Annotated in this window: 14 protein-coding genes; 6 read left to right on the forward strand and 8 right to left on the reverse strand. The window is 60.4% G+C overall.

The annotated features are described in order from the left end of the window. Positions 1–59 precede the first annotated feature (59 nt). Positions 60–1,406: an MFS transporter gene (locus tag ND528_RS15865; RefSeq protein ID WP_073475852.1), complete on the reverse strand. Its 1,347-nt coding sequence runs from the start codon at positions 1,404–1,406 to the stop codon at positions 60–62. A gap of 295 nt (positions 1,407–1,701) precedes the next feature. After that, positions 1,702–2,544, reverse strand: coding sequence for a pca regulon transcriptional regulator PcaR (gene pcaR, locus ND528_RS15870; RefSeq protein ID WP_016771343.1), 843 nt, complete (start codon positions 2,542–2,544; stop codon positions 1,702–1,704). A 631-nt stretch (positions 2,545–3,175) separates the two neighbouring features. Here pcaR and ND528_RS15875 point away from each other — a divergent pair. Both ND528_RS15875 and ND528_RS15880 read left to right on the forward strand, forming a co-directional pair. Beyond that, positions 3,176–3,376, forward strand: a complete 201-nt coding sequence (locus tag ND528_RS15875; RefSeq protein WP_008080067.1) for a hypothetical protein — start codon at positions 3,176–3,178, stop codon at positions 3,374–3,376. Between the two features lie 370 nt (positions 3,377–3,746). Then, positions 3,747–5,222 (forward strand): inorganic phosphate transporter, encoded by a 1,476-nt coding sequence (locus ND528_RS15880; RefSeq protein WP_016771345.1) that lies wholly within the window; start codon positions 3,747–3,749, stop codon positions 5,220–5,222. A gap of 730 nt (positions 5,223–5,952) precedes the next feature. Here the strand turns inward: ND528_RS15880 and ccoM are convergent. From ccoM to ND528_RS15890, 3 genes are all read right to left on the reverse strand, one after another. Then, positions 5,953–6,066 carry a cytochrome c oxidase subunit CcoM gene (gene ccoM / locus ND528_RS28260; protein ID WP_016771346.1) on the reverse strand — a complete coding sequence of 38 codons (114 nt, stop codon included), beginning with the start codon at positions 6,064–6,066 and terminating at the stop codon, positions 5,953–5,955. Between the two features lie 149 nt (positions 6,067–6,215). Further along, positions 6,216–6,377, reverse strand: a complete 162-nt coding sequence (locus ND528_RS15885; RefSeq protein ID WP_016771347.1) for a hypothetical protein — start codon at positions 6,375–6,377, stop codon at positions 6,216–6,218. A gap of 94 nt (positions 6,378–6,471) precedes the next feature. Beyond that, the gene (locus tag ND528_RS15890) at positions 6,472–6,813 is read right to left on the reverse strand and encodes a hypothetical protein (RefSeq protein WP_024011931.1); all 342 of its coding nucleotides are present in this window, start codon (positions 6,811–6,813) and stop codon (positions 6,472–6,474) included. A 239-nt stretch (positions 6,814–7,052) separates the two neighbouring features. Between ND528_RS15890 and rapA the strand changes: the two genes are divergently transcribed. Continuing rightward, the gene (rapA, locus tag ND528_RS15895) at positions 7,053–9,899 is read left to right on the forward strand and encodes an RNA polymerase-associated protein RapA (RefSeq protein WP_073475854.1); all 2,847 of its coding nucleotides are present in this window, start codon (positions 7,053–7,055) and stop codon (positions 9,897–9,899) included. 156 nt (positions 9,900–10,055) lie between these two features. Here rapA and ND528_RS15900 read toward each other — a convergent pair whose 3' ends face one another. Then, on the reverse strand, positions 10,056–11,405 hold the full coding sequence (locus tag ND528_RS15900; RefSeq protein WP_130911951.1) for a spinster family MFS transporter: 1,350 nt from the start codon (positions 11,403–11,405) through the stop codon (positions 10,056–10,058). A 301-nt stretch (positions 11,406–11,706) separates the two neighbouring features. Between ND528_RS15900 and ND528_RS15905 the strand changes: the two genes are divergently transcribed. Further along, positions 11,707–12,075 carry a YkgJ family cysteine cluster protein gene (locus tag ND528_RS15905; RefSeq protein ID WP_137215369.1) on the forward strand — a complete coding sequence of 123 codons (369 nt, stop codon included), beginning with the start codon at positions 11,707–11,709 and terminating at the stop codon, positions 12,073–12,075. 149 nt (positions 12,076–12,224) lie between these two features. Then, a complete protein-coding gene (locus tag ND528_RS15910; RefSeq protein WP_130911952.1) occupies positions 12,225–14,507 on the forward strand; it encodes a putative bifunctional diguanylate cyclase/phosphodiesterase in 2,283 nt (760 codons plus the stop codon). Here the strand turns inward: ND528_RS15910 and ND528_RS15915 are convergent. Further along, positions 14,398–15,294, reverse strand: a complete 897-nt coding sequence (locus tag ND528_RS15915; RefSeq protein ID WP_263470692.1) for an NAD(P)-dependent oxidoreductase — start codon at positions 15,292–15,294, stop codon at positions 14,398–14,400. The two genes, ND528_RS15910 and ND528_RS15915, sit on opposite strands and share 110 nt — an antisense overlap. A 196-nt stretch (positions 15,295–15,490) precedes the next feature. Between ND528_RS15915 and ND528_RS15920 the strand changes: the two genes are divergently transcribed. Continuing rightward, entirely contained in the window at positions 15,491–17,689 is a 2,199-nt protein-coding gene (locus ND528_RS15920; RefSeq protein WP_137215367.1) for a hypothetical protein, read from the forward strand. A 283-nt stretch (positions 17,690–17,972) separates the two neighbouring features. On the opposite strand, the gene ND528_RS15925 is transcribed toward ND528_RS15920, so the two are convergent. Continuing rightward, a complete protein-coding gene (locus tag ND528_RS15925) occupies positions 17,973–18,278 on the reverse strand; it encodes a DUF2288 domain-containing protein (RefSeq protein WP_016771353.1) in 306 nt (101 codons plus the stop codon). Positions 18,279–18,390 lie beyond the last annotated feature (112 nt).

Genomic DNA, 18,390 nt, shown 5'->3' on the forward strand with positions numbered 1-18,390 from the left:
TGTGGGAGCGAGCCTGCTCGCGAAGGGGCCAGCCTGTTCAATAACGATCTGCGCCCGACTCAGGTCGCATCCGCATGGCTGACCATGCCCTTGATCAGCACCGCCGCCGTCGCCAACCCCGCCGGGATCACCAGAGCGGTCAGCACTTGCTCGAAATTCCAGCCCAGGCCGAGCAAGGTTGCGCCCATCCACGCGCCGAGGATCGCGCCAAAGCGGCCGATGCCGAGCATCCACGACACACCGGTCGCGCGGCCTTGAGTCGGGTAGAAGCGCGCGGCCAATGACGGCATCGCCGATTGCGCGCCGTTAACGCACATGCCCGCCACCAGTACCAGCGTCGCCAGCAAGGTGATGTTGCCCAGGCTCTGCCCCACGGCGTAGGCAAACACCCCCGCCAGCAGGTAGAAAATGCCGATGACCTTGTGCGGATTGAAGCGATCCATCGCCCAGCCCACCCCGACCGCGCTCAACACGCCGCCAAACTGGAACAACGCACCGATGAACGCGGCCTGCTCCATGCTCGCGCCGCTGTCGCGCATCAGCGTCGGCAGCCAACTGGTCAGCAGGTACACAATCACCAGGCCCATGAAATAGGTCAGCCACAACAGCAGCGTGCCGGTGCTGTAAGTACCAGAGAAGATCACCGCAAAGACATTACGCGCCTTCACGGTCTTCTGTTCCGGCACGCTGAAGCTCGCAGCCTGGGCAACGGTAACCGGGTCGATCGGCGCGAGAGTCTTGCGTACTTTGTCGGTGCCACGGTTGCGCACCACCAGGTAGCGCGCCGATTCCGGCAGCCAGAACACCAATACCACGGCGAGGATCAGCGGCAGGATCCCGCCGATCATCAGCAGAGCATGCCAGCCGAACGCCGGGATCAGCTTCGCGGAGATGAAACCGCCGCCGGCCATGCCGAGGTTGAAACCGCAGAACATGCTGGTCACCAGCAGCGACTTCTTGCGCTCGGGTGTGTATTCCGAGAGCAGCGTCGTCGCGTTGGGCATGCCCGCACCGAGACCGAGGCCGGTGAGGAAGCGCAACACCAGCAGTTGTTCGACGTTGGTGCTGTACGCCGAGGCCAGGCTGAAGCCGCCGAACAGAATCACCGCACCGACGAGTACGACTTTGCGCCCGAAGCGGTCAGCCAGAGGGCCGGAGCCGAGCGCACCGAAGACCATGCCGATCAGCGCAGCACTCATCACCGGGCCGAGGCTGGCGCGGTCGATGCCCCAGTCTTGCGACAGCGCCGGGGCGATGAAGCCCATGGCGGCGGTGTCGAGGCCGTCGAGAAATACGATCAGGAAACACAGGATCACCACCCGCCACTGATAGCGCGAGATCGGTTGGGCGTTGATGAAGGTCTGCACATCGAGGCAGTTACCCACAGCGGACTGAGGCTGGTTCATTATTTTTATTCCACGCAAAAAACGCAGTCGAACGGCGGCCGGCCAGAGAGCACGGCACGGTCACAAGAATAGAAGGTTGGAATCAGGCGTTGCGCGGGACCCGGCAACAACGGGTGAAACACAGACAGACGGGGATCGGGCGCATAGTGAGTTGCCTCTTGTCATTATTATGGGGTCGACAGTCCGGCGGGCTCATACACGTCAGCACCGGATGACGCTGCCGCGACATTAATGATCCGAGGGTTTTAGCGTCAATTCGATAAACGCAACACTGTGCGTTTATCGAACAGCTTCCTCAGGCGAACAGTTGCGCACTGAGGTCGCGACTGGCGCTGAGCAGGCCGGGCAAGAAGCGCTGCTCCAGCTCGGCACGACTGACCCGCCCGGCATGGGTGCTGACATTCAGCGCGGCGACCACTTGCCCCGAGGCGTCGTACACCGGCACAGCGATCGAGCGCAGTCCCTGTTCCAGTTCCTGATCGACAATGCACCAGCCCTGCTGCCGCACCTGCTGCAAACATTCGAGCAACGCGTCCGGGGTATGAATGGTGCGGCTGGTCTTGGCCACCAGTTCGGCGTGGTCGAGATATTCGCCCAGGGAGGTGTCGTCCAGCGCGGCCAACAGAATGCGCCCCATCGACGTGCAATACGCCGGCAGCCGTCCTCCGACGGAAAGGTCGACCGAAATCAATCGCTGAGTGGTCGCCGAACGCGCGATATAGAGAATGTCATCGCCCTCCAGCGTCGCCATGTTGCAGGCCTCGTGCAGTTGCTCGCTCATGCGATCCAGATACGGTTGGGCGGAGACGGCCAGCGGGGTTGAGGACAGATAGGCGTGGCCGAGGGTCAGCACTTTCGGCAGCAGCGAATAGGTGCGCCCGTCGGTGGTGGCGTAGCCGAGCTTGATCAGCGTGTGCAGGCAACGGCGCACGGCGGCGCGGGGGATTTCCGTGCGATGACTGATCTGCGCGATGGTCAGGTGGCGTTTGCGTTCCTGAAACGCCTGCACCACGGCCAGGCCACGGGCCAGCGAGGTCATGAAATCCGGATCACCGGTCAGCGCCTGAATGCGCTTGGCCGGCGAGGCGACGATGGGCGGCGCCACCGACGTGAAGGAGTTGCGCATTTGATCGTTCATTTCTTGTCCTTGTCCGGCACGCATCGATGCCTAGTCAAACGGCTCGCCGCGCAATGCACAAGCACCGGGGCGCCAACATTGGGCGATTATCGAACCGCCGACCGATAATCGCAATCCAGCCCCCCGCCCTCCTCTTCATGCTAGAAGCAGCTTTAGCGATTCTGCCCGCAACTTAGTTGTGCTAGTTAATGGCGCCAAAAACAGAACGCCTGTTCTATAACGCTGTCTTTACACTTAACTAGCGGCAAAAGTTGCCAGCAACAAAACCATCACACATTCAGAACCGTTTTTAACTTGGCAAAGATAGTCATTCCCGAATCGGCCGCTATAATGCACCCTGGTCGCGGCGCTTTAATCAAAGGCCCGCGACTTGCTGAAACGAGGTCCTTCGTCTCAGCTCCGGCCAGCGCCCGGCGCCCATCACACATGCAACGCCAGCGCTCGCTGAAACAGGAAACTGATGCTGCGTCAGTTTTTATCTGGTGCCGTAGCCGCCTGTAACACGGAAGTCTTGATCGCCTCTGCAATGTCTCCGCGCCCGATCGGGCTGTGGATGACTGGCGGGGGCGCGCAATTGACTCGTTGCAGTGTGTTTCACCGGATATTCAATTCAACTCATACAGGTAGCACCGTGACAAAAGACGAACTGCGCGCGGAACTAGAGCGCCAGGAACAACGTTACAAGGAAGTTTACGGCGGGGAAGTCACCACCTACGCCGCTCAGCCGGAACCGGAACGCAAGGCATGGCGCAAGCGCCCTACCGTTCAGGATCAGGTGTTCAAGCAGGAAATCGAAAAGATCGAAAAGGAACTCAAAGCCGAAGAGCCATGAGCCACGGCGGTTGAGCATTCGAAAGTCGACGTCCGCCTGAGCCACAGCGCGGTGGAAGACGACACCTCGCGCGCCCGCTAACCGCGGGCAGCGGCTGCATCGCTGTTTTGCGTCTTATGAACGAGCGTCCCACAGGTTTCAGAGATATTTCAGACAAGCGTTTGAGCCTTTGCGATGTCTGAAAAAACGGCTCGAAAATATAGTTTATTCAATAAAATCAATTAGTTGAAAAACCCTGCGTGCTGCTTGGTTTTCACGCCCTGCAACAAATTAAATCGAAGAAGGGTGTGACCAGTGAGCAGACGGGGCATCGATTTCCTGTCTTTTCTGGCATAATCGCGCCCCCTTACGACCGGGTCAGAAAACCTTCATGATCGATTTATTCAGCGGACTGGATGCTTGGGTGCTTGTGAGCCTCTTGCTCGCCCTGACGTTTGTCCTCGCCTTCGAGTTCATCAATGGATTTCATGACACCGCTAACGCGGTAGCCACTGTTATCTACACCAAAGCCATGCCGCCACACCTGGCGGTGTTCTTTTCCGGTGTGTTCAATTTCCTCGGCGTGCTGCTGGGCGGCGTTGGCGTGGCGTATGCCATCGTCCACTTGCTGCCGGTTGAGCTGCTGATCAATGTGAACACCGGCCATGGCCTGGCGATGGTGTTCTCGTTGCTCGCCGCGGCAATCGCCTGGAACCTGGGCACCTGGTACTTCGGTATCCCGGCTTCCAGCTCGCACACCCTGATCGGCTCGATCCTCGGTGTCGGCCTGGCCAACGCGCTGATCAACGACATTCCGTTGAGAGATGGCGTGAACTGGCAGAAAGCGATCGACATCGGCGCCTCGCTGGTGTTCTCGCCGATGGCCGGCTTCCTCATCGCCGCGCTGGTGCTGATCGGCCTGAAATGGTGGCGCCCGCTGTCGAAGATGCACAAGACGCCGGAACAGCGCCGCAAGATCGACGACAAAAAGCACCCGCCGTTCTGGAACCGTCTGGTCCTGGTGATCTCGGCCATGGCCGTGAGCTTCGTGCACGGTTCCAACGATGGCCAGAAAGGCATCGGCCTGATCATGCTGGTGCTGATCGGTATCGTCCCGGCACAGTTCGTACTCGACCTGAACAGCACCACCTACCAGATCGAACGCACCCGCGACGCGACCCTGCACCTGAGCCAGTTCTACCAGCGCAACGCCGATTCGCTGGGTGAGTTCCTGGCCCTGGGCAAGAGCGTGGAAGGCGACCTGCCGGAGAAATTCCGCTGCAATCCGCAGCAGACCGAACCGACCATCACCGCCCTGCTGCACACCCTCAAAGGTGTAGCGGACTACCATTCGCTGTCGTCGGACAGCCGCATCGAAGTGCGTCGCTACCTGCTCTGCCTGGACGACACGGCGAAGAAAGTCGGCAAGCTGCCAGGCCTCGAAGCCCGTGAAAAGGCTGACCTCGACAAGCTGCGCAAAGATCTGACCACCACCACTGAATACGCCCCGTTCTGGGTGATTCTGGCGGTCGCCCTGGCACTGGGCCTGGGCACGATGGTTGGCTGGAAACGTGTTGTGCTGACCATTGGCGAGAAGATCGGCAAGCAGGGCATGACCTATTCCCAGGGCATGTCGGCACAGATCACCACAGCCAGCCTGATCGGCATGGCCAACATCTTCAGCCTGCCGGTGTCGACCACTCATGTGTTGTCTTCGGGTGTTGCCGGGACCATGGTTGCCAATAAAAGCGGCCTGCAGGGTGGCACGGTCAAGACCATTTTGCTGGCCTGGGTGCTGACCCTGCCAGCGACTGTGGCGCTGTCGGCCGGGTTGTTCTGGTTGGCTTCGAAGGCTTTGGGTAGTTGATCGTTAGCTGTTGATTGGAAAAGGCGTGATTCGTGAGGATCACGCCTTTTTTGTTATTGGGGCTAAGAAGTATGCCGAAGGGGCAAAAGATCAAAAGCCAAAGCAAAAGCCAGATCAAGAGCCCCTCACCCTAGCCCTCTCCCGGAGGGAGAGGGAACTGACCGAGGTGTTTAATCGAAGTACGCCGACCTGAGATACCGAGTCGATGCAGGTTTTGAACACCACACAAATCGGCCCCCTCTCCCTCGGGAGAGGGCTGGGGTGAGGGGCAGCAACAATGCAAATCAAAAGCCGAACACCCACGCTTTTCACCACTCAATAGGCCGAGTGTCAGCTCGCCTGCTCTTGATCTTGATCCACCGGCGACGTCGGAAGGCTGAGTGGAGGGATTGATCCGGGCGTGGGAGCGCAGCGACCGTCTGGCGCAGCCAGACACAGCGGAAGGAGGTGCAGCGAAGCAAACCGGAGCCGCTGCGCCCGGATCAGTCCCGGAGCGAAGGGACCCGAGCCTGCGAGGGCCGAACGCAGGAGCTAGCGTTTTGGTTACTTTTTGGCGTCTGAAAAAGTGACTCGCCGTAAGGGCGAAACCGCCAGCCGCCACACCCGAAGCAACGGATATTCACCCAAAACCCCAACAGCCTGGTCGGCCCACAGGCCGCCAAGGCACAAAAAAAAAGGGGCAACCGAAGTCGCCCCAAAATGCCTTGCGTGCCCATCAATCCAGAAGAACTCACTTGCGCCGCTTATGCGCATCCTTCCAGATAAAAAATCCAAACCCTGCAAAAAACAGCACCATGAGCCCCACCGTGAGAACCCCGGCAAACACCACGTTATCGAAAAACATGACTGACCTCCCGGCCCTGCTTTGCTTTGCTGCGATGGATTCAAATTAACAAACACACAGGCGCACATATTGACCAGGATCAATATCCGCAACGTTGAGAAATAAAGGAGGGGAAATAACTGACCTGCATCAACCAATGCAGCGGGAGATCAACGCTTTTTCGGCTTGTTCTTCGACTTTTTCTTGGCTTTTCCCAACGGCATCGCCTGCTCGAAAGCCTGGCGCACTTCGTTCAGGCGCTTCTCGTTGAGGTCATGCACACGCTTGGCGCGTTCAGTGCTGAGGTCGATCAGTTTGTCGTCTTGGCTCATGGCGTCCGGCACATCGCAAAAGAGATCACAGCTGCCGTCACCGACAGGATTGCGCCAATCATGCCGCTTGGCGCAGGCGCTGACCAGTCACTGCTCAAATCTCGATATCGACCCACAGCCCCTGACGCGGCTGATCGTCTATCAACGGCACCACCGGCACGGTGTTGTCGGCGTTCAACTCGGTACCCGGCACGGCCAGATGCTCTTCAGGATCTTCATCCGCCTCGCGGCGTCGGCGGTCACGTTCCTGTTGACGACGCTGTTCTTCGCGCGCCAGCAGACGATCCTCTTCCGGATCACGCTTCTGCAGATCGATCGTGCTTTCGTTGGAGCTTTCCTGCACCGGCACCACTGGCGGGATGTCCGGCCGCTGGCGGATCGGATCCTGCTGGGAAGTGATCGGCACGGCGCTCAAGGGGAGCATCGGTGGCAACATATAAAGGTCTCCTGTCTGCAGGCTATCGGCTGGGGCGCAGGCGCCTTGAGCCGCCTGTCGCAAACTTGTGACCCGGTAGACACTGACAGGTGCCCTGCCGCTTGAAAAAAGCGACACATGACGCCTCGGCTTCAGCTTGCAGCTCGAAGCTAAAAGCTTGCCGCTGCTCCTATTCCTTTGGCCCTGAAGCCCGCATTCCGTTAAGATAGCCCGCTTTTTCAAGGTGGGAGTCAGGCAGCATGGCGCAGCAGTATCAACCGGGGCAACGCTGGATCAGTGACAGCGAAGCAGAGCTTGGTTTAGGCACCGTTCTGGCACAGGACGGCCGCTTGCTGACCGTGCTTTACCCGGCCACTGGCGAAACCCGCCAGTACGCGCTACGGAATGCGCCCCTGACCCGCGTGCGGTTCTCGCCGGGCGACTCCATCACCCATTTCGAAGGCTGGAAGATGACCGTGCAGCAGGTCGACGACGTCGACGGGCTGATGGTCTACCACGGTCTCAACGGGCAGAACGAGGTCGTTACCCTGCCGGAAACCCAGCTGTCGAACTTCATTCAGTTCCGCCTCGCCAGCGACCGCCTGTTCGCCGGGCAGATCGACCCGCTGCCTTGGTTCTCCCTGCGCTACAACACCCTTGAACACACCAGCCGCCAATTGCAGTCCTCGCTGTGGGGCCTGGGTGGCGTGCGTGCGCAACCCATCGCGCACCAGTTGCACATCGCCCGCGAAGTCGCCGACCGTATCGCCCCGCGCGTATTGCTGGCGGACGAAGTAGGTCTGGGTAAAACCATCGAAGCCGGTCTGGTCATCCATCGCCAGCTGCTTTCGGGCCGCGCCAATCGCGTGCTGATTCTGGTCCCGGAAAACCTCCAGCATCAGTGGCTGGTGGAGATGCGCCGCCGCTTCAATCTGCAGGTCGCGCTGTTCGACGAAGAACGCTTTATCGAAAGCGATGCCACCAACCCGTTCGAAGACACGCAACTGGCGCTGGTCGCGCTGGAGTGGCTGGTCGATGACGAGAAGGCACAGGACGCCTTGTTCGCTGCCGGTTGGGACCTGATGGTGGTCGACGAAGCGCACCACCTGGTCTGGCATGAAGACAAGGCCAGCGCGGAGTATTCGCTGGTCGAGCAACTGGCCGAAGTCATCCCCGGCGTGCTGCTGCTCACCGCCACCCCGGAACAACTCGGTCAGGACAGCCACTTCGCCCGTCTGCGCCTGCTCGACCCGAACCGTTTCCACGACCTGGCCGCGTTCCGCGCCGAGAGCGACAACTATCGCCCGGTGGCCGAAGCGGTGCAGGAACTGCTCGACAAGGGCCGTCTCTCCGCCGAAGCGCACAAGACCATTCACGGTTTCCTCGGCAACGAAGGCGAAGCCCTGCTCACCGCCGTCAACGATGGCGATACTGAAGCCAGCGCGCGCCTCGTGCGTGAACTGCTCGATCGCCACGGCACCGGCCGCGTGCTGTTCCGTAATACCCGCGCCGCTGTGCAGGGTTTCCCGGAGCGCAAACTGCATCCGTATCCGCTACCGTGCCCCGACGAATACCTCGAGCTGCCGCTGGGCGAACACGCCGAGCTGTACCCGGAAGTCAGCTTCCAGGCCCAGCCGGAAGCCAGTGAAGAAGAGCGCTGGTGGAAATTCGATCCGCGCGTGGAGTGGCTGATCGATCAGCTGAAAATGCTCAAGCGCACCAAAGTGCTGGTGATCTGCGCCCACGCCGAAACCGCGATGGACCTGGAAGACGCCCTGCGCGTGCGCTCCGGCATCCCGGCCACGGTGTTCCACGAAGGCATGAACATCCTTGAGCGTGACCGCGCCGCCGCCTACTTCGCTGATGAAGAATTCGGCGCGCAGGTGCTGATCTGCTCGGAGATCGGCAGTGAGGGTCGCAACTTCCAGTTCGCTCATCATCTGGTGCTGTTCGATCTGCCGTCGCACCCTGACTTGCTCGAGCAGCGTATCGGCCGTCTCGACCGGATCGGCCAGAAGCACATCATCGAACTGCACGTGCCGTACCTGGAGACCAGCCCGCAACAGCGCCTGTTCCAGTGGTACCACGAAGCGCTCAATGCGTTCCTCAACACCTGCCCGACCGGCAACGCCTTGCAGCACCAGTTCGGCCCGCGCCTGCTGCCGCTACTCGAAGAAGCCGATGACGGCGAGTGGCAAGCGCTGATCGACGAAGCACGCGCCGAACGTGAACGTCTCGAAGCCGAGCTGCACACCGGTCGCGACCGTCTGCTGGAACTCAATTCCGGCGGCGCTGGCGAAGGTGAAGCGCTGGTAGAAGCGATCCTTGAGCAGGACGATCAGTTCGCCCTGCCGATCTACATGGAAACCCTGTTCGACGCCTTCGGCATCGACAGCGAAGACCATTCGGAAAACGCCCTGATCCTCAAGCCGAGCGAGAAGATGCTCGACGCCAGTTTCCCGCTGGGCGACGACGAAGGCGTGACCATCACCTACGACCGCAATCAAGCGCTGTCGCGTGAAGACATGCAGTTCATCACCTGGGAACACCCGATGGTGCAGGGCGGCATGGATCTGGTGCTGTCCGGCTCGATGGGCAACACCGCCGTCGCGCTGATCAAGAACAAGGCGTTGAAGCCGGGCACCGTGTTGCTCGAATTGCTCTACGTCAGCGAAGTGGTCGCACCGCGCTCGCTGCAACTGGGTCGCTACCTGCCACCGGCGGCGCTGCGTTGCCTGCTCGATGCCAATGGCAATGACCTGTCGCCACGGGTGTCGTTCGAAACCCTCAACGATCAGCTGGAAAGCGTGCCACGGGCCAGCGCCAACAAGTTCATCCAGGCCCAGCGCGATCAGCTGACGCCACGGATCAACGCTGGCGAAGAAAAGATCGCCCCGCGTCACGCCGAGCGTGTGGCCGAAGCGCGCCGTCGTCTGGCCGCCGACACCGACGAAGAACTGGCGCGCCTGACCGCGTTGCAAGCGGTCAACCCGACCGTGCGCGACAGCGAACTGGAGGCGTTGCGCACTCAGCGTGAGCAGGGTCTGGCGATGCTCGACAAAGCGGCGTTGCGCCTGGAAGCGATTCGGGTGCTGGTAGCGGGTTAAACCGCCCTGCTCCACCGCTGAAAACCAAGAGGCCCGCAGTGATGCGGGCCTTTTTTATTTCAGAAGCAAAAAGCAAAAGATCGCAGCCTTCGGCAGCTCCTACAGGGAGAATGCGTTCCTCCTGTAGGAGCTGCCGAAGGCTGCGATCTTTTGATCTTAAGCAGTCGCCGCAGAAATTTCTGGCTCAACCACCGCCACCAACCCCTCCTTCATCCGCTGCGCATCGCGAACAAAACACCGCGATGCCAGAAACAGAAAGACCATGGTCAGGAACAGCGCCACCGGGATCAGGTACATCGCGTCGTGCAGGCCAACAGCCTTGAACGCTTCGGTCATCTGCTCAGCCCCCGCCGCCAGCATCGCCGTGTGCGCGAAGTGATCCGACAGCCCACCGACGACCACTGGCCCCAACCCGCCGCCGAGCAGATACAGACCGGCGAAGAACAACGCCATCGCCGTCGCCCGCAGGCGTGGTTCGACGACGTCCTGAATCGCCGTGTACACGCAGGTATAGAAGTTGTACGCGAACAGCCAGCCGACGCTGAACACCGCGACAAACACACCGATCTCAATGCGCCCGGCATGCAGCGCCCACGCTGTGCACAGGGTCGAAATGATCAGACTGAACGCGGCAAACAGCAGCCGCCCACTGGCGAAACGCTGATGAATCTTGTCGGCGATCCAGCCGCCGAGAGTCAGCCCGACCAGTCCGGTGACGCCGACGATCACGCCCGTGGCCACCGCCGCCTCCTGCAACGGCATGAGGAAATAGCGCTGCAGCATCGGCACCAGAAACGAGTTGCAGGCATAGGTCGCGAAGTTGAAGCACAGCCCGGCCATCACCAGCCAGAGGAAGGTCGGCACGGCGAGGACGCGGCGGATCGGCTTGTCGACTTTCTCTTGCGAGACCTGCACGGATTCCGCGGCACCGCGCTTGGGCTCTTTGATAAAGAACATGAAGATCGCGAGGATCAGCCCCGGCACGGCGGCAATGAAGAACGGCGCGCGCCAGCTGTCGAACGCCTTGACCATCGCGCCGATGGTGAAGAACGCCAGCAGCAGCCCCAGCGGCAGGCCGAGCATGAAAATACCCATCGCCCGCGCCCGACGGTGCGCCGGAAACAGATCGCCGATCAGCGAGTTGGCCGCTGGTGCGTAACTGGCTTCGCCGATGCCGATGCCCATGCGCACGATCAAAAAGCTCCAGAAACTGCCGACCATGCCGTTGACCGCAGTCAGCGCACTCCAGGTCGCCAGGCCCCAGCCCATCAGCTTGCTGCGTGAACCGGTGTCGGCCATACGCCCGAGTGGCAGGCCGGCAATCGCGTAAACGATAGTGAACGCAGTGCCGATGATGCCCAGCTGAAAGTCGCTGAGGTGCCATTCCATGCGGATCGGTTCGATGATGATCGCCGGGATGGTGCGGTCGAAGAAATTGAACAGGTTGGCGAGGAACAGCAGGAACAGAATGCGCCAGGCATTCGCCGCTTGGGTCGAGTTCTGCATGGGTCCGTCTCTTTATTGTTATGAGGGCTTCACTGCCAGCGCGTCGAGCCCGGAACCTGCAATCTAGTCAGCCGCGCGGGGGCTGTCTGTCATCATTCGTCAGCCTGATATCGAACCATCGCACTGTAACGAAACGTAAGCCCTTGATAACTCTGGAATCCCCCGCCATACGGGGCTTTCGCGGCAAAATCCGGCGACAAAAAAATAGTTTCGCGCCCCCCTTCCCAACGCCATGGCAAAGCCTAGAATGGCCGCCGGATCCGTCCGGATCTTCCGATCAATCCCTTTGATACCTCCGCCCATGTCCGAAGCCAGTCCGTGTCTGAATTGCGGTGCCTGCTGTGCCCATTTTCGCGTGTCTTTTTTCTGGGGTGAATGCTCATCCTCCGGCGGGACGGTCCCCGATGAATTGGTCGCGCAGATCACCCCGAGCCGAGTGGCGATGATCGGCACCGACCGCAAACCGGCGCGTTGCATGTCTCTGGCGGGTGAGGTCGGCAGCGCTGTGGCCTGCACGATCTACGACAAGCGCTCGAGCACCTGCCGCGAGTTTGAAGCATCGTGGGAGAACGGCGAGCACAACCCGGACTGCGACAAGGCCCGCGCCGCGCACGGCCTGCCACCCTTGCCACCACACTGGAACGACCTGCCGCTGGAGCGCATTGCCTGAGTCTTAGCGCGAATCGCTATGAGGCTAATGGCAAAATCATTACCACCAATATGCCACTACGCCTTCGAGCCTGAAAACCGCCTCTATACTCCTCCCATTCGCCTGCGCTGACTGACGCACGGCCTTATGAATCCGAGACGGGGCACGCTATGGAGTGGCTTGGTTTGCAGTTTGTTGCCGAGCTGCCGGCGAGCGGGCAGATTCTCCTCGATTGCAGTCACAATCCCTTGCTGGTGCTGGTGGCCTATCTGGTCGCCTGCGCGGCCAGTTTCGCCACGCTCGATATGGCCGAGCGCGTCGTGCATGCCGAAGATCCAGGGTCGCGGCGAATCTGGCGCTGGATCGGCGCGACCTGCCTGGCCGGCGGCATCTGGGCCATGCACTTCATCAGCATGCTGGCTTTCCAGACACCGATCGACATTCAGTACGACCTCGGCGTCACCCTCTTCTCGTTACTGATCGCCCTGCTCGCCTCGTGGCTGGCCATGCACACTCTCAGTGAGGTGCAGCCGAGCGCGTTGCATTGCCTGAAAACCGCGTGTGTCATTGGCTTGGGCATCGCGGGCATGCATTACGTCGGCATGGCGGCGATGAAGTCGAGCGCCACCGCCTACTATCAGCCGGGGCTCTTCGCGTTGTCGGTGCTGATTGCCATCGGCGCCAGTTTCGCCGCGCTGTGGGTGGCGCGCTATCTGAGCGAAGGCAGCGGCGTGGCGCATCAATTGCTCAAGTACAGCGCTGCGCTGATTCTCGGTGCCGGCATCATCAGCATGCACTTCACTGGTATGGCTGCGCTGGACCTGGTGCTTCCCGAAGGCGCTCTGGCAGCAAGCGGCGGCGACACCGGGCATCTGCAACTGGGCCTGACCGTAGCGCTGATCATCCTGCTGATCCTCGGCAGTGCGATCAGCGCCGCCCTCGCCGACAAGAAACTGCAGAACAAGGAAAACGATCTGCGCCGGGTCAACGCCCTGCTCAGTCAGCTCGATCAGGCGCGCATGTCCTTGCAACAAGCGGCCAATTACGACGCGCTGACCAACCTGACCAACCGCCGTGGCTTCAACCAGCTGTTCGCCGAGAAGCTCAGCCAGAAAACCAGCGAGGGCGGCATGCTCGCGGTGATGTTTCTCGACATCGACCACTTCAAGCGCATCAACGACAGCCTCGGCCATGATGCCGGCGATGCGCTGCTCAAAGTCATCGCCCAGCACATCAAGAGTTCGGTGCGCAGCCATGAAGACGTGGTCGCGCGGTTCGGCGGCGACGAATTCTGCATCCTTATCAGCCTGCGCGATCGTGAAGAGGCGCGCGGCATGGCGCAGCGCATCATGCACAAGATGAAAGAGCCGATCGAACTGGCCGGCCGGCGCATGGTGATGACCACCAGCATCGGCATCAGCCTGTTTCCCGAAGACGGCACCACTTGCGAAGAGCTGCTCAAACACGCCGACCTGGCCTTGTACCAATCCAAGGGCGCCGGGCGCAACGGTCTGCACTTCTTCAATTCCAGCCTGAAGACCCGCGCCAGTTTCGAGCTGCAACTGGAAGAAGAACTGCGCAGTGCGCTACGGCAAGACCACGCGCTGATGCTCTACTATCAGCCGATCTTCGAACTGAAAACCGGGCGCGTGACCAAGCTCGAAGCACTGATTCGCTGGCAGCATCCGGTTCACGGTTTGCTTACACCGGATCGCTTCATCGGTATCGCCGAAAACAACGGTTTGATCGCCGAACTGGACAATTGGGTGCTGCGCCGCGCCTGCAGGGATCTCGGCGAGCTGTCGCGGCATGGTTGTGCCGAATTGAAAATCGCCTGGAACTGCTCGCCGCTGAATCTGGCGCGCGAAGAGCTGGCCGAGGAGATCGAGCACGCCTTGCACACAGCAGGCGTGGCACCGGAACGCCTGGAATTGGAAGTCACCGAAAACGCCTTGATGGGCAACATCGCCAACACTCTGGTGCTGTTGCGGCAGATCCGCGCCCTCGGTGTGTCGCTGTCGATCGATGATTTCGGCACCGGCTACTCGTCGCTGGCCTACCTCAAGCGCCTGCCGCTGAACACCCTGAAGATCGACCGCTCGTTCATCCTCGACATCCCCACCGCCACGGCGGACATGGAGATCGTCCAGGCGATCATCGTCATGGCTCACACCCTGCATCTGCAGGTGGTCACCGAGGGCGTCGAGAGCCTGGAGCAATACGAGTTTCTCGAGCGTTCGGGCTGCGACTTCATTCAGGGTTATCTGCTCAGCCGCCCGGTGCCGCTGGACGAATTACGCGCGGTGCTCGATGAAATCAACCAGCGCAAACCCGTGCTCGGGGTCAATCCGTTGAGTCTGGCGCGCGATACATTTGCACCAGCGTCGCTGGATCCTTCGCTAAAAAGCCTTGCGCCCCATGCAGGCGCATCAATTGTGCGGCCAATCCGCTGATTGGCGTCGCCGAGCCCTGCTCGCGGGAAAATTTCACCGCCGTGTCGAGATCCTTGAGCAGCGTACGCACGTGCCACTTGATCGGCTCGAAACGGCTCTCGGCCATTTGCGGGGCAAGGATCTGCAAAGGCTTGGAATCTGCAAAACCACCGGCCAACGCCTCGGCGATCAGACTGGCATCGACCCCGGCCTGCTCGGCCAATGCCACCACTTCGGCAATCACCAGCGCATTGCAGGCGACAATCATCTGGTTGCACGCCTTGGTCACTTGCCCCGCACCGATGCCGCCCATGTGCGTGACGCGCTGGCCGAGAGTGAGCAGCACCGGGCGCACGCGCTGAAGATCTGCCGCTGCACCACCAACCATGATCGCCAGGCTGCCGGCCTCGGCGCCGACTACGCCGCCGGACACCGGGGAGTCAAGCCAGCCCATGCCGCTTTTCTCGGCCAGCTCTGCGGCCATCTCGCGAGTCGCGGTCGGTTCAAGACTGGAGAAATCCACCAATAGCTGGCCGTTCTTCGCACCTTCGGCAACGCCGCCAGCGCCAAACACCACCTCACGCACCACGGCAGTGTCGGCCAGGCACAGCATGACGATGTCGGCGTGTGCGCACAGTTCGGCGGGGCTCGTCACTTGTCGGGCGCCGGCCGCAACCAGTGGCGCGCACTTGTCCGGGTTGCGGTTCCACACCGTCAGCGGGTGACCCGCCGCCAGCAGACGCTGGCACATCGGCAGACCCATCAGGCCGATTCCGGCAAACCCCAACGAAGGTAGCGTTGACATCATTTCGCCTCTTTTCGATTAAAGAACACCGAATCATGGCCGATTCATCAACGATCAGGAAAGGATTCCGCCCGGCGATCAGACCAGCCAGCACTACGACGCCCGGGCCGTATTCGCGCACACAAGACGCGAGATCTTATTCCGTGAGGTTCGCCGGCAATGTTCGGCGGGCCAACCCAGTCCAGGTAAATGGCGCACCATGACCTCCAAAAACAACCCCGCCAGTGCAACAGCCGATCTGACCCTGAGCCCCGCCGCGAACAGCGCGTCATTATCGAAACCCGCGCCGCCTTCGCGCCCGCTGTCGACCCAGCAATACCTGTACTTCACCGAAACCAACACTGACCGCATCCTCGATAACCTCGACGGCCTGCGCGATTCGGTGTTCCCGCGCCCGGCGCATCAGGAAGGCGACAACGAACAGCACAACGACCAGGAATTCCCCTCGGTGTGCCTGATCGGCCTCGGTCGCTGCGGCTCCAACATCGCCCTCGACGTGGCGGAGCTGGTGTACAACGCGCGCAAGTTCTACCTCAACGAATTCAACAACGAAGACCGCCCGACCGACCGGCGTCTGGCCGACAAGGGCTACAGCCCGGCGCAGTGGATCAAGAACAACCTGCGCATCGGTACCAGCAAATCGACCAAACCGGTGTTTCTGGTCGAACCGCTGGTGATGCTCGGCGACCTCGACAAGGACATTGCCGGGCGCATCCGTTTCTCGCGCAAGGGCGAGAAAAGCGGCTTCCTGCGCGACTACAGCAAAATGAAGATCATGGACTTGTCCGAAGTCCACGCCGGTGGCGCCGGTAACGCGCCGATCCTCGGCCAGTACCTGGCGAAGATCATCCTCAACAAGGACACCCAGCGCTTCTCCAGCCCCGACTGGAAAATGATCCACTCGTACCTGATCGACAGCTGCGGGATCAAGGCCAACCAGTCGCGCCTGTATTTCTCGATTTTCAGTGCCGGCGGCGGTACCGGTTCGGGCATGGCCTCGGAGTTCGGTCTGGCCCAGCAGCACTCGTACATGAACAAGACCTTCGACACCAAGCCGATGGACGAGCATGACGGCAAGAGCGGTCATTCGTTTGTCTTTGAGCCGATCTTCACCAGTGGCATCTGCGTGCTGCCGAACATTTCCGACCACCGCAGCGAAATGTCCGAGGCGCTGCACATCAACGCCGGGCGCCTGCTGTGCAAATACCTGTCGGAGGAATGGGATTTCTCCTACAACTTCGCCAACGAAGACAGCAGCGAAGCCAGCGTGATGGGGCGTATCCGCCCGTGGAACGCGATGATGCTGATCTCCAACGACATCATGCGTTACGCCGAAGAAAGCGATGACGGCAATATCCAGAACATTGATGTCAATGCCATGGAGAAGCACGCCAACCAATACATCTCGCAGCAGATCTTCAACATTCTGACGGCGCAGGCAGTCACCACTGACTACGACCAGAACTACTTCCGCCGCGCCGGCATCGACATCGGCGAAACCATCCGCCTGGACGCCAACGACCTGTTCATGAGTCTGGCCGGGCCGGTGGCGATTGCCTACGCCGAATCGGTGGTGCCGGAAACCCCGCCGCCGAGCAGCGACAAGTTCAAGGTCTTCGATAAAGAGCCGCAGCGCCTGAACATCGACGACCTGTTCTTCCGTTCGATCGACCTGCCGCACTTCAACAAGGTCACTCAGGCCATCGAAGGCATCAGCCTGCTGCCGATCGAATCCAAGCGTTATCGCGCTTCGCTTGAGCAGTACAAGAATTCCGGCTACGACGCCGCCGCGCTGCACGACCTGCACTTCTTCAAGAATTGCTCGTCGGTGGTCTCGATCGTCTCGCTGCCGAAAGACTACAAACTGTCGTACATGGACCTGAACCGGTTGAAGACCCACCTCAACAGCCTGTTCCCCAACACCACGCTCAAGCGCTACGCGCTGGTGATCGGCGCTTCGGCCAACCTGTCGCTGACGACCCTGATCGCCAAGAGCCCGTGCCTGTCGGACGACTTCCTCACGCTGATCGTGGCGTTCATCAAGCGCTGCTTTGCGAAGAATCCGTACCGTTTCGACGAGACGCTGGATAACTCGATTCTCGACTTCATCATTCAGGAAGACTTCGACGAAGAGCGGATCGACGACCTGCTCAACGAATTCGAAAACCCGGCGAAGATCCTCGATACCAACTGGTACGCGATCAAACCGATGTACGAGAAGAAGTACCGCGAGTTGATCAACGACAAGGACAAGTTCGTCTCGATCAATGACATTCGCCTGTCGCGCGATTGCGTGAAGAAGTCGATCAAGTACCTGCGCGAGATCTACCGCCACCGGATTGGCAAGACCAAGGTGATTTCGCTGAATAACCATACCGGGAAGACTTACTCGGTCTGATCCAGTACCGAGTCGCCCCATTCGCGAGCAGGCTCGCTCCCACAGGAAAGTGCATTCCAAGGTGGGAGCGAGCCTGCTCGCGAAGGCGCCCTCGACTTCACCGACAAATTCAGCTTTACGAACATCCAGAAACAATTAAGCGACCCTCAGGCCGCTCCATAAACTGTTCCCGTTACGTTTACGTCACCGTGAGGCGTGGCATTTCTCCACGGCAAGGTGCCATCACGCTACTCCGCTACACACTTGCGGCGCGGCAATCGAGGCACCAAAAGAGTGCGAGCAATTAAACGGCCGCCCTTTCCTGGATCAGAATCCACGGCGAAACCACCACTGCCCACAGCTGTGGATCTCGCTCGAAAATATCCAGCGCCCGCGTTTCAGACAGCTTGGCGACCTTGTCGTCGGCCAGCCAGGCCGCGACTTTCTCGCCTTCATCCGAGGCCACGGCCTCGGCGGCGGCGATCAAATCCAGGTCAGGGTCGACCCACAATAGGGCACCCTTGGCGAAGAACGGCTCCAGCTCTTTCCAGGTAATAGATGCCGTTTCACCAAGCAGCTTGGCATAGAGGGTGCTAGGTTCTTGATTCATGGGAGCTGTCCGGAAAAGAAATCGACGCGAATGATAACGTCGGTGGTCCGGCAGAAAAACCCGGTTGCAAATCGCTGCACCGAACGAAAAGAGCAGGAACGCCAGGGAATGC

The sequence above is a fragment of the Pseudomonas mercuritolerans genome (genome assembly GCF_025706525.1).
In the GTDB taxonomy this organism is placed as follows: domain Bacteria; phylum Pseudomonadota; class Gammaproteobacteria; order Pseudomonadales; family Pseudomonadaceae; genus Aquipseudomonas; species Aquipseudomonas mercuritolerans.

Excerpts from the sequence above, each read along its gene's own strand:
- ND528_RS15910 (WP_130911952.1), top strand. The coding sequence starts at position 12,225 with ATGGAGTGGCTTGGTTTGCAGTTTGTTGCCGAGCTGCCGGCGAGCGGG.
- ccoM (WP_016771346.1), bottom strand. The coding sequence starts at position 6,066 with ATGTTTTTCGATAACGTGGTGTTTGCCGGGGTTCTCACGGTGGGGCTC.
- ND528_RS15925 (WP_016771353.1), bottom strand. The coding sequence starts at position 18,278 with ATGAATCAAGAACCTAGCACCCTCTATGCCAAGCTGCTTGGTGAAACG.
- ND528_RS15865 (WP_073475852.1), bottom strand. The coding sequence starts at position 1,406 with ATGAACCAGCCTCAGTCCGCTGTGGGTAACTGCCTCGATGTGCAGACC.
- ND528_RS15885 (WP_016771347.1), bottom strand. The coding sequence starts at position 6,377 with ATGAGCCAAGACGACAAACTGATCGACCTCAGCACTGAACGCGCCAAG.
- rapA (WP_073475854.1), top strand. The coding sequence starts at position 7,053 with ATGGCGCAGCAGTATCAACCGGGGCAACGCTGGATCAGTGACAGCGAA.
- ND528_RS15900 (WP_130911951.1), bottom strand. The coding sequence starts at position 11,405 with ATGCAGAACTCGACCCAAGCGGCGAATGCCTGGCGCATTCTGTTCCTG.
- pcaR (WP_016771343.1), bottom strand. The coding sequence starts at position 2,544 with ATGAACGATCAAATGCGCAACTCCTTCACGTCGGTGGCGCCGCCCATC.
- ND528_RS15905 (WP_137215369.1), top strand. The coding sequence starts at position 11,707 with ATGTCCGAAGCCAGTCCGTGTCTGAATTGCGGTGCCTGCTGTGCCCAT.
- ND528_RS15920 (WP_137215367.1), top strand. The coding sequence starts at position 15,491 with ATGACCTCCAAAAACAACCCCGCCAGTGCAACAGCCGATCTGACCCTG.
- ND528_RS15890 (WP_024011931.1), bottom strand. The coding sequence starts at position 6,813 with ATGTTGCCACCGATGCTCCCCTTGAGCGCCGTGCCGATCACTTCCCAG.
- ND528_RS15915 (WP_263470692.1), bottom strand. The coding sequence starts at position 15,294 with ATGATGTCAACGCTACCTTCGTTGGGGTTTGCCGGAATCGGCCTGATG.
- ND528_RS15880 (WP_016771345.1), top strand. The coding sequence starts at position 3,747 with ATGATCGATTTATTCAGCGGACTGGATGCTTGGGTGCTTGTGAGCCTC.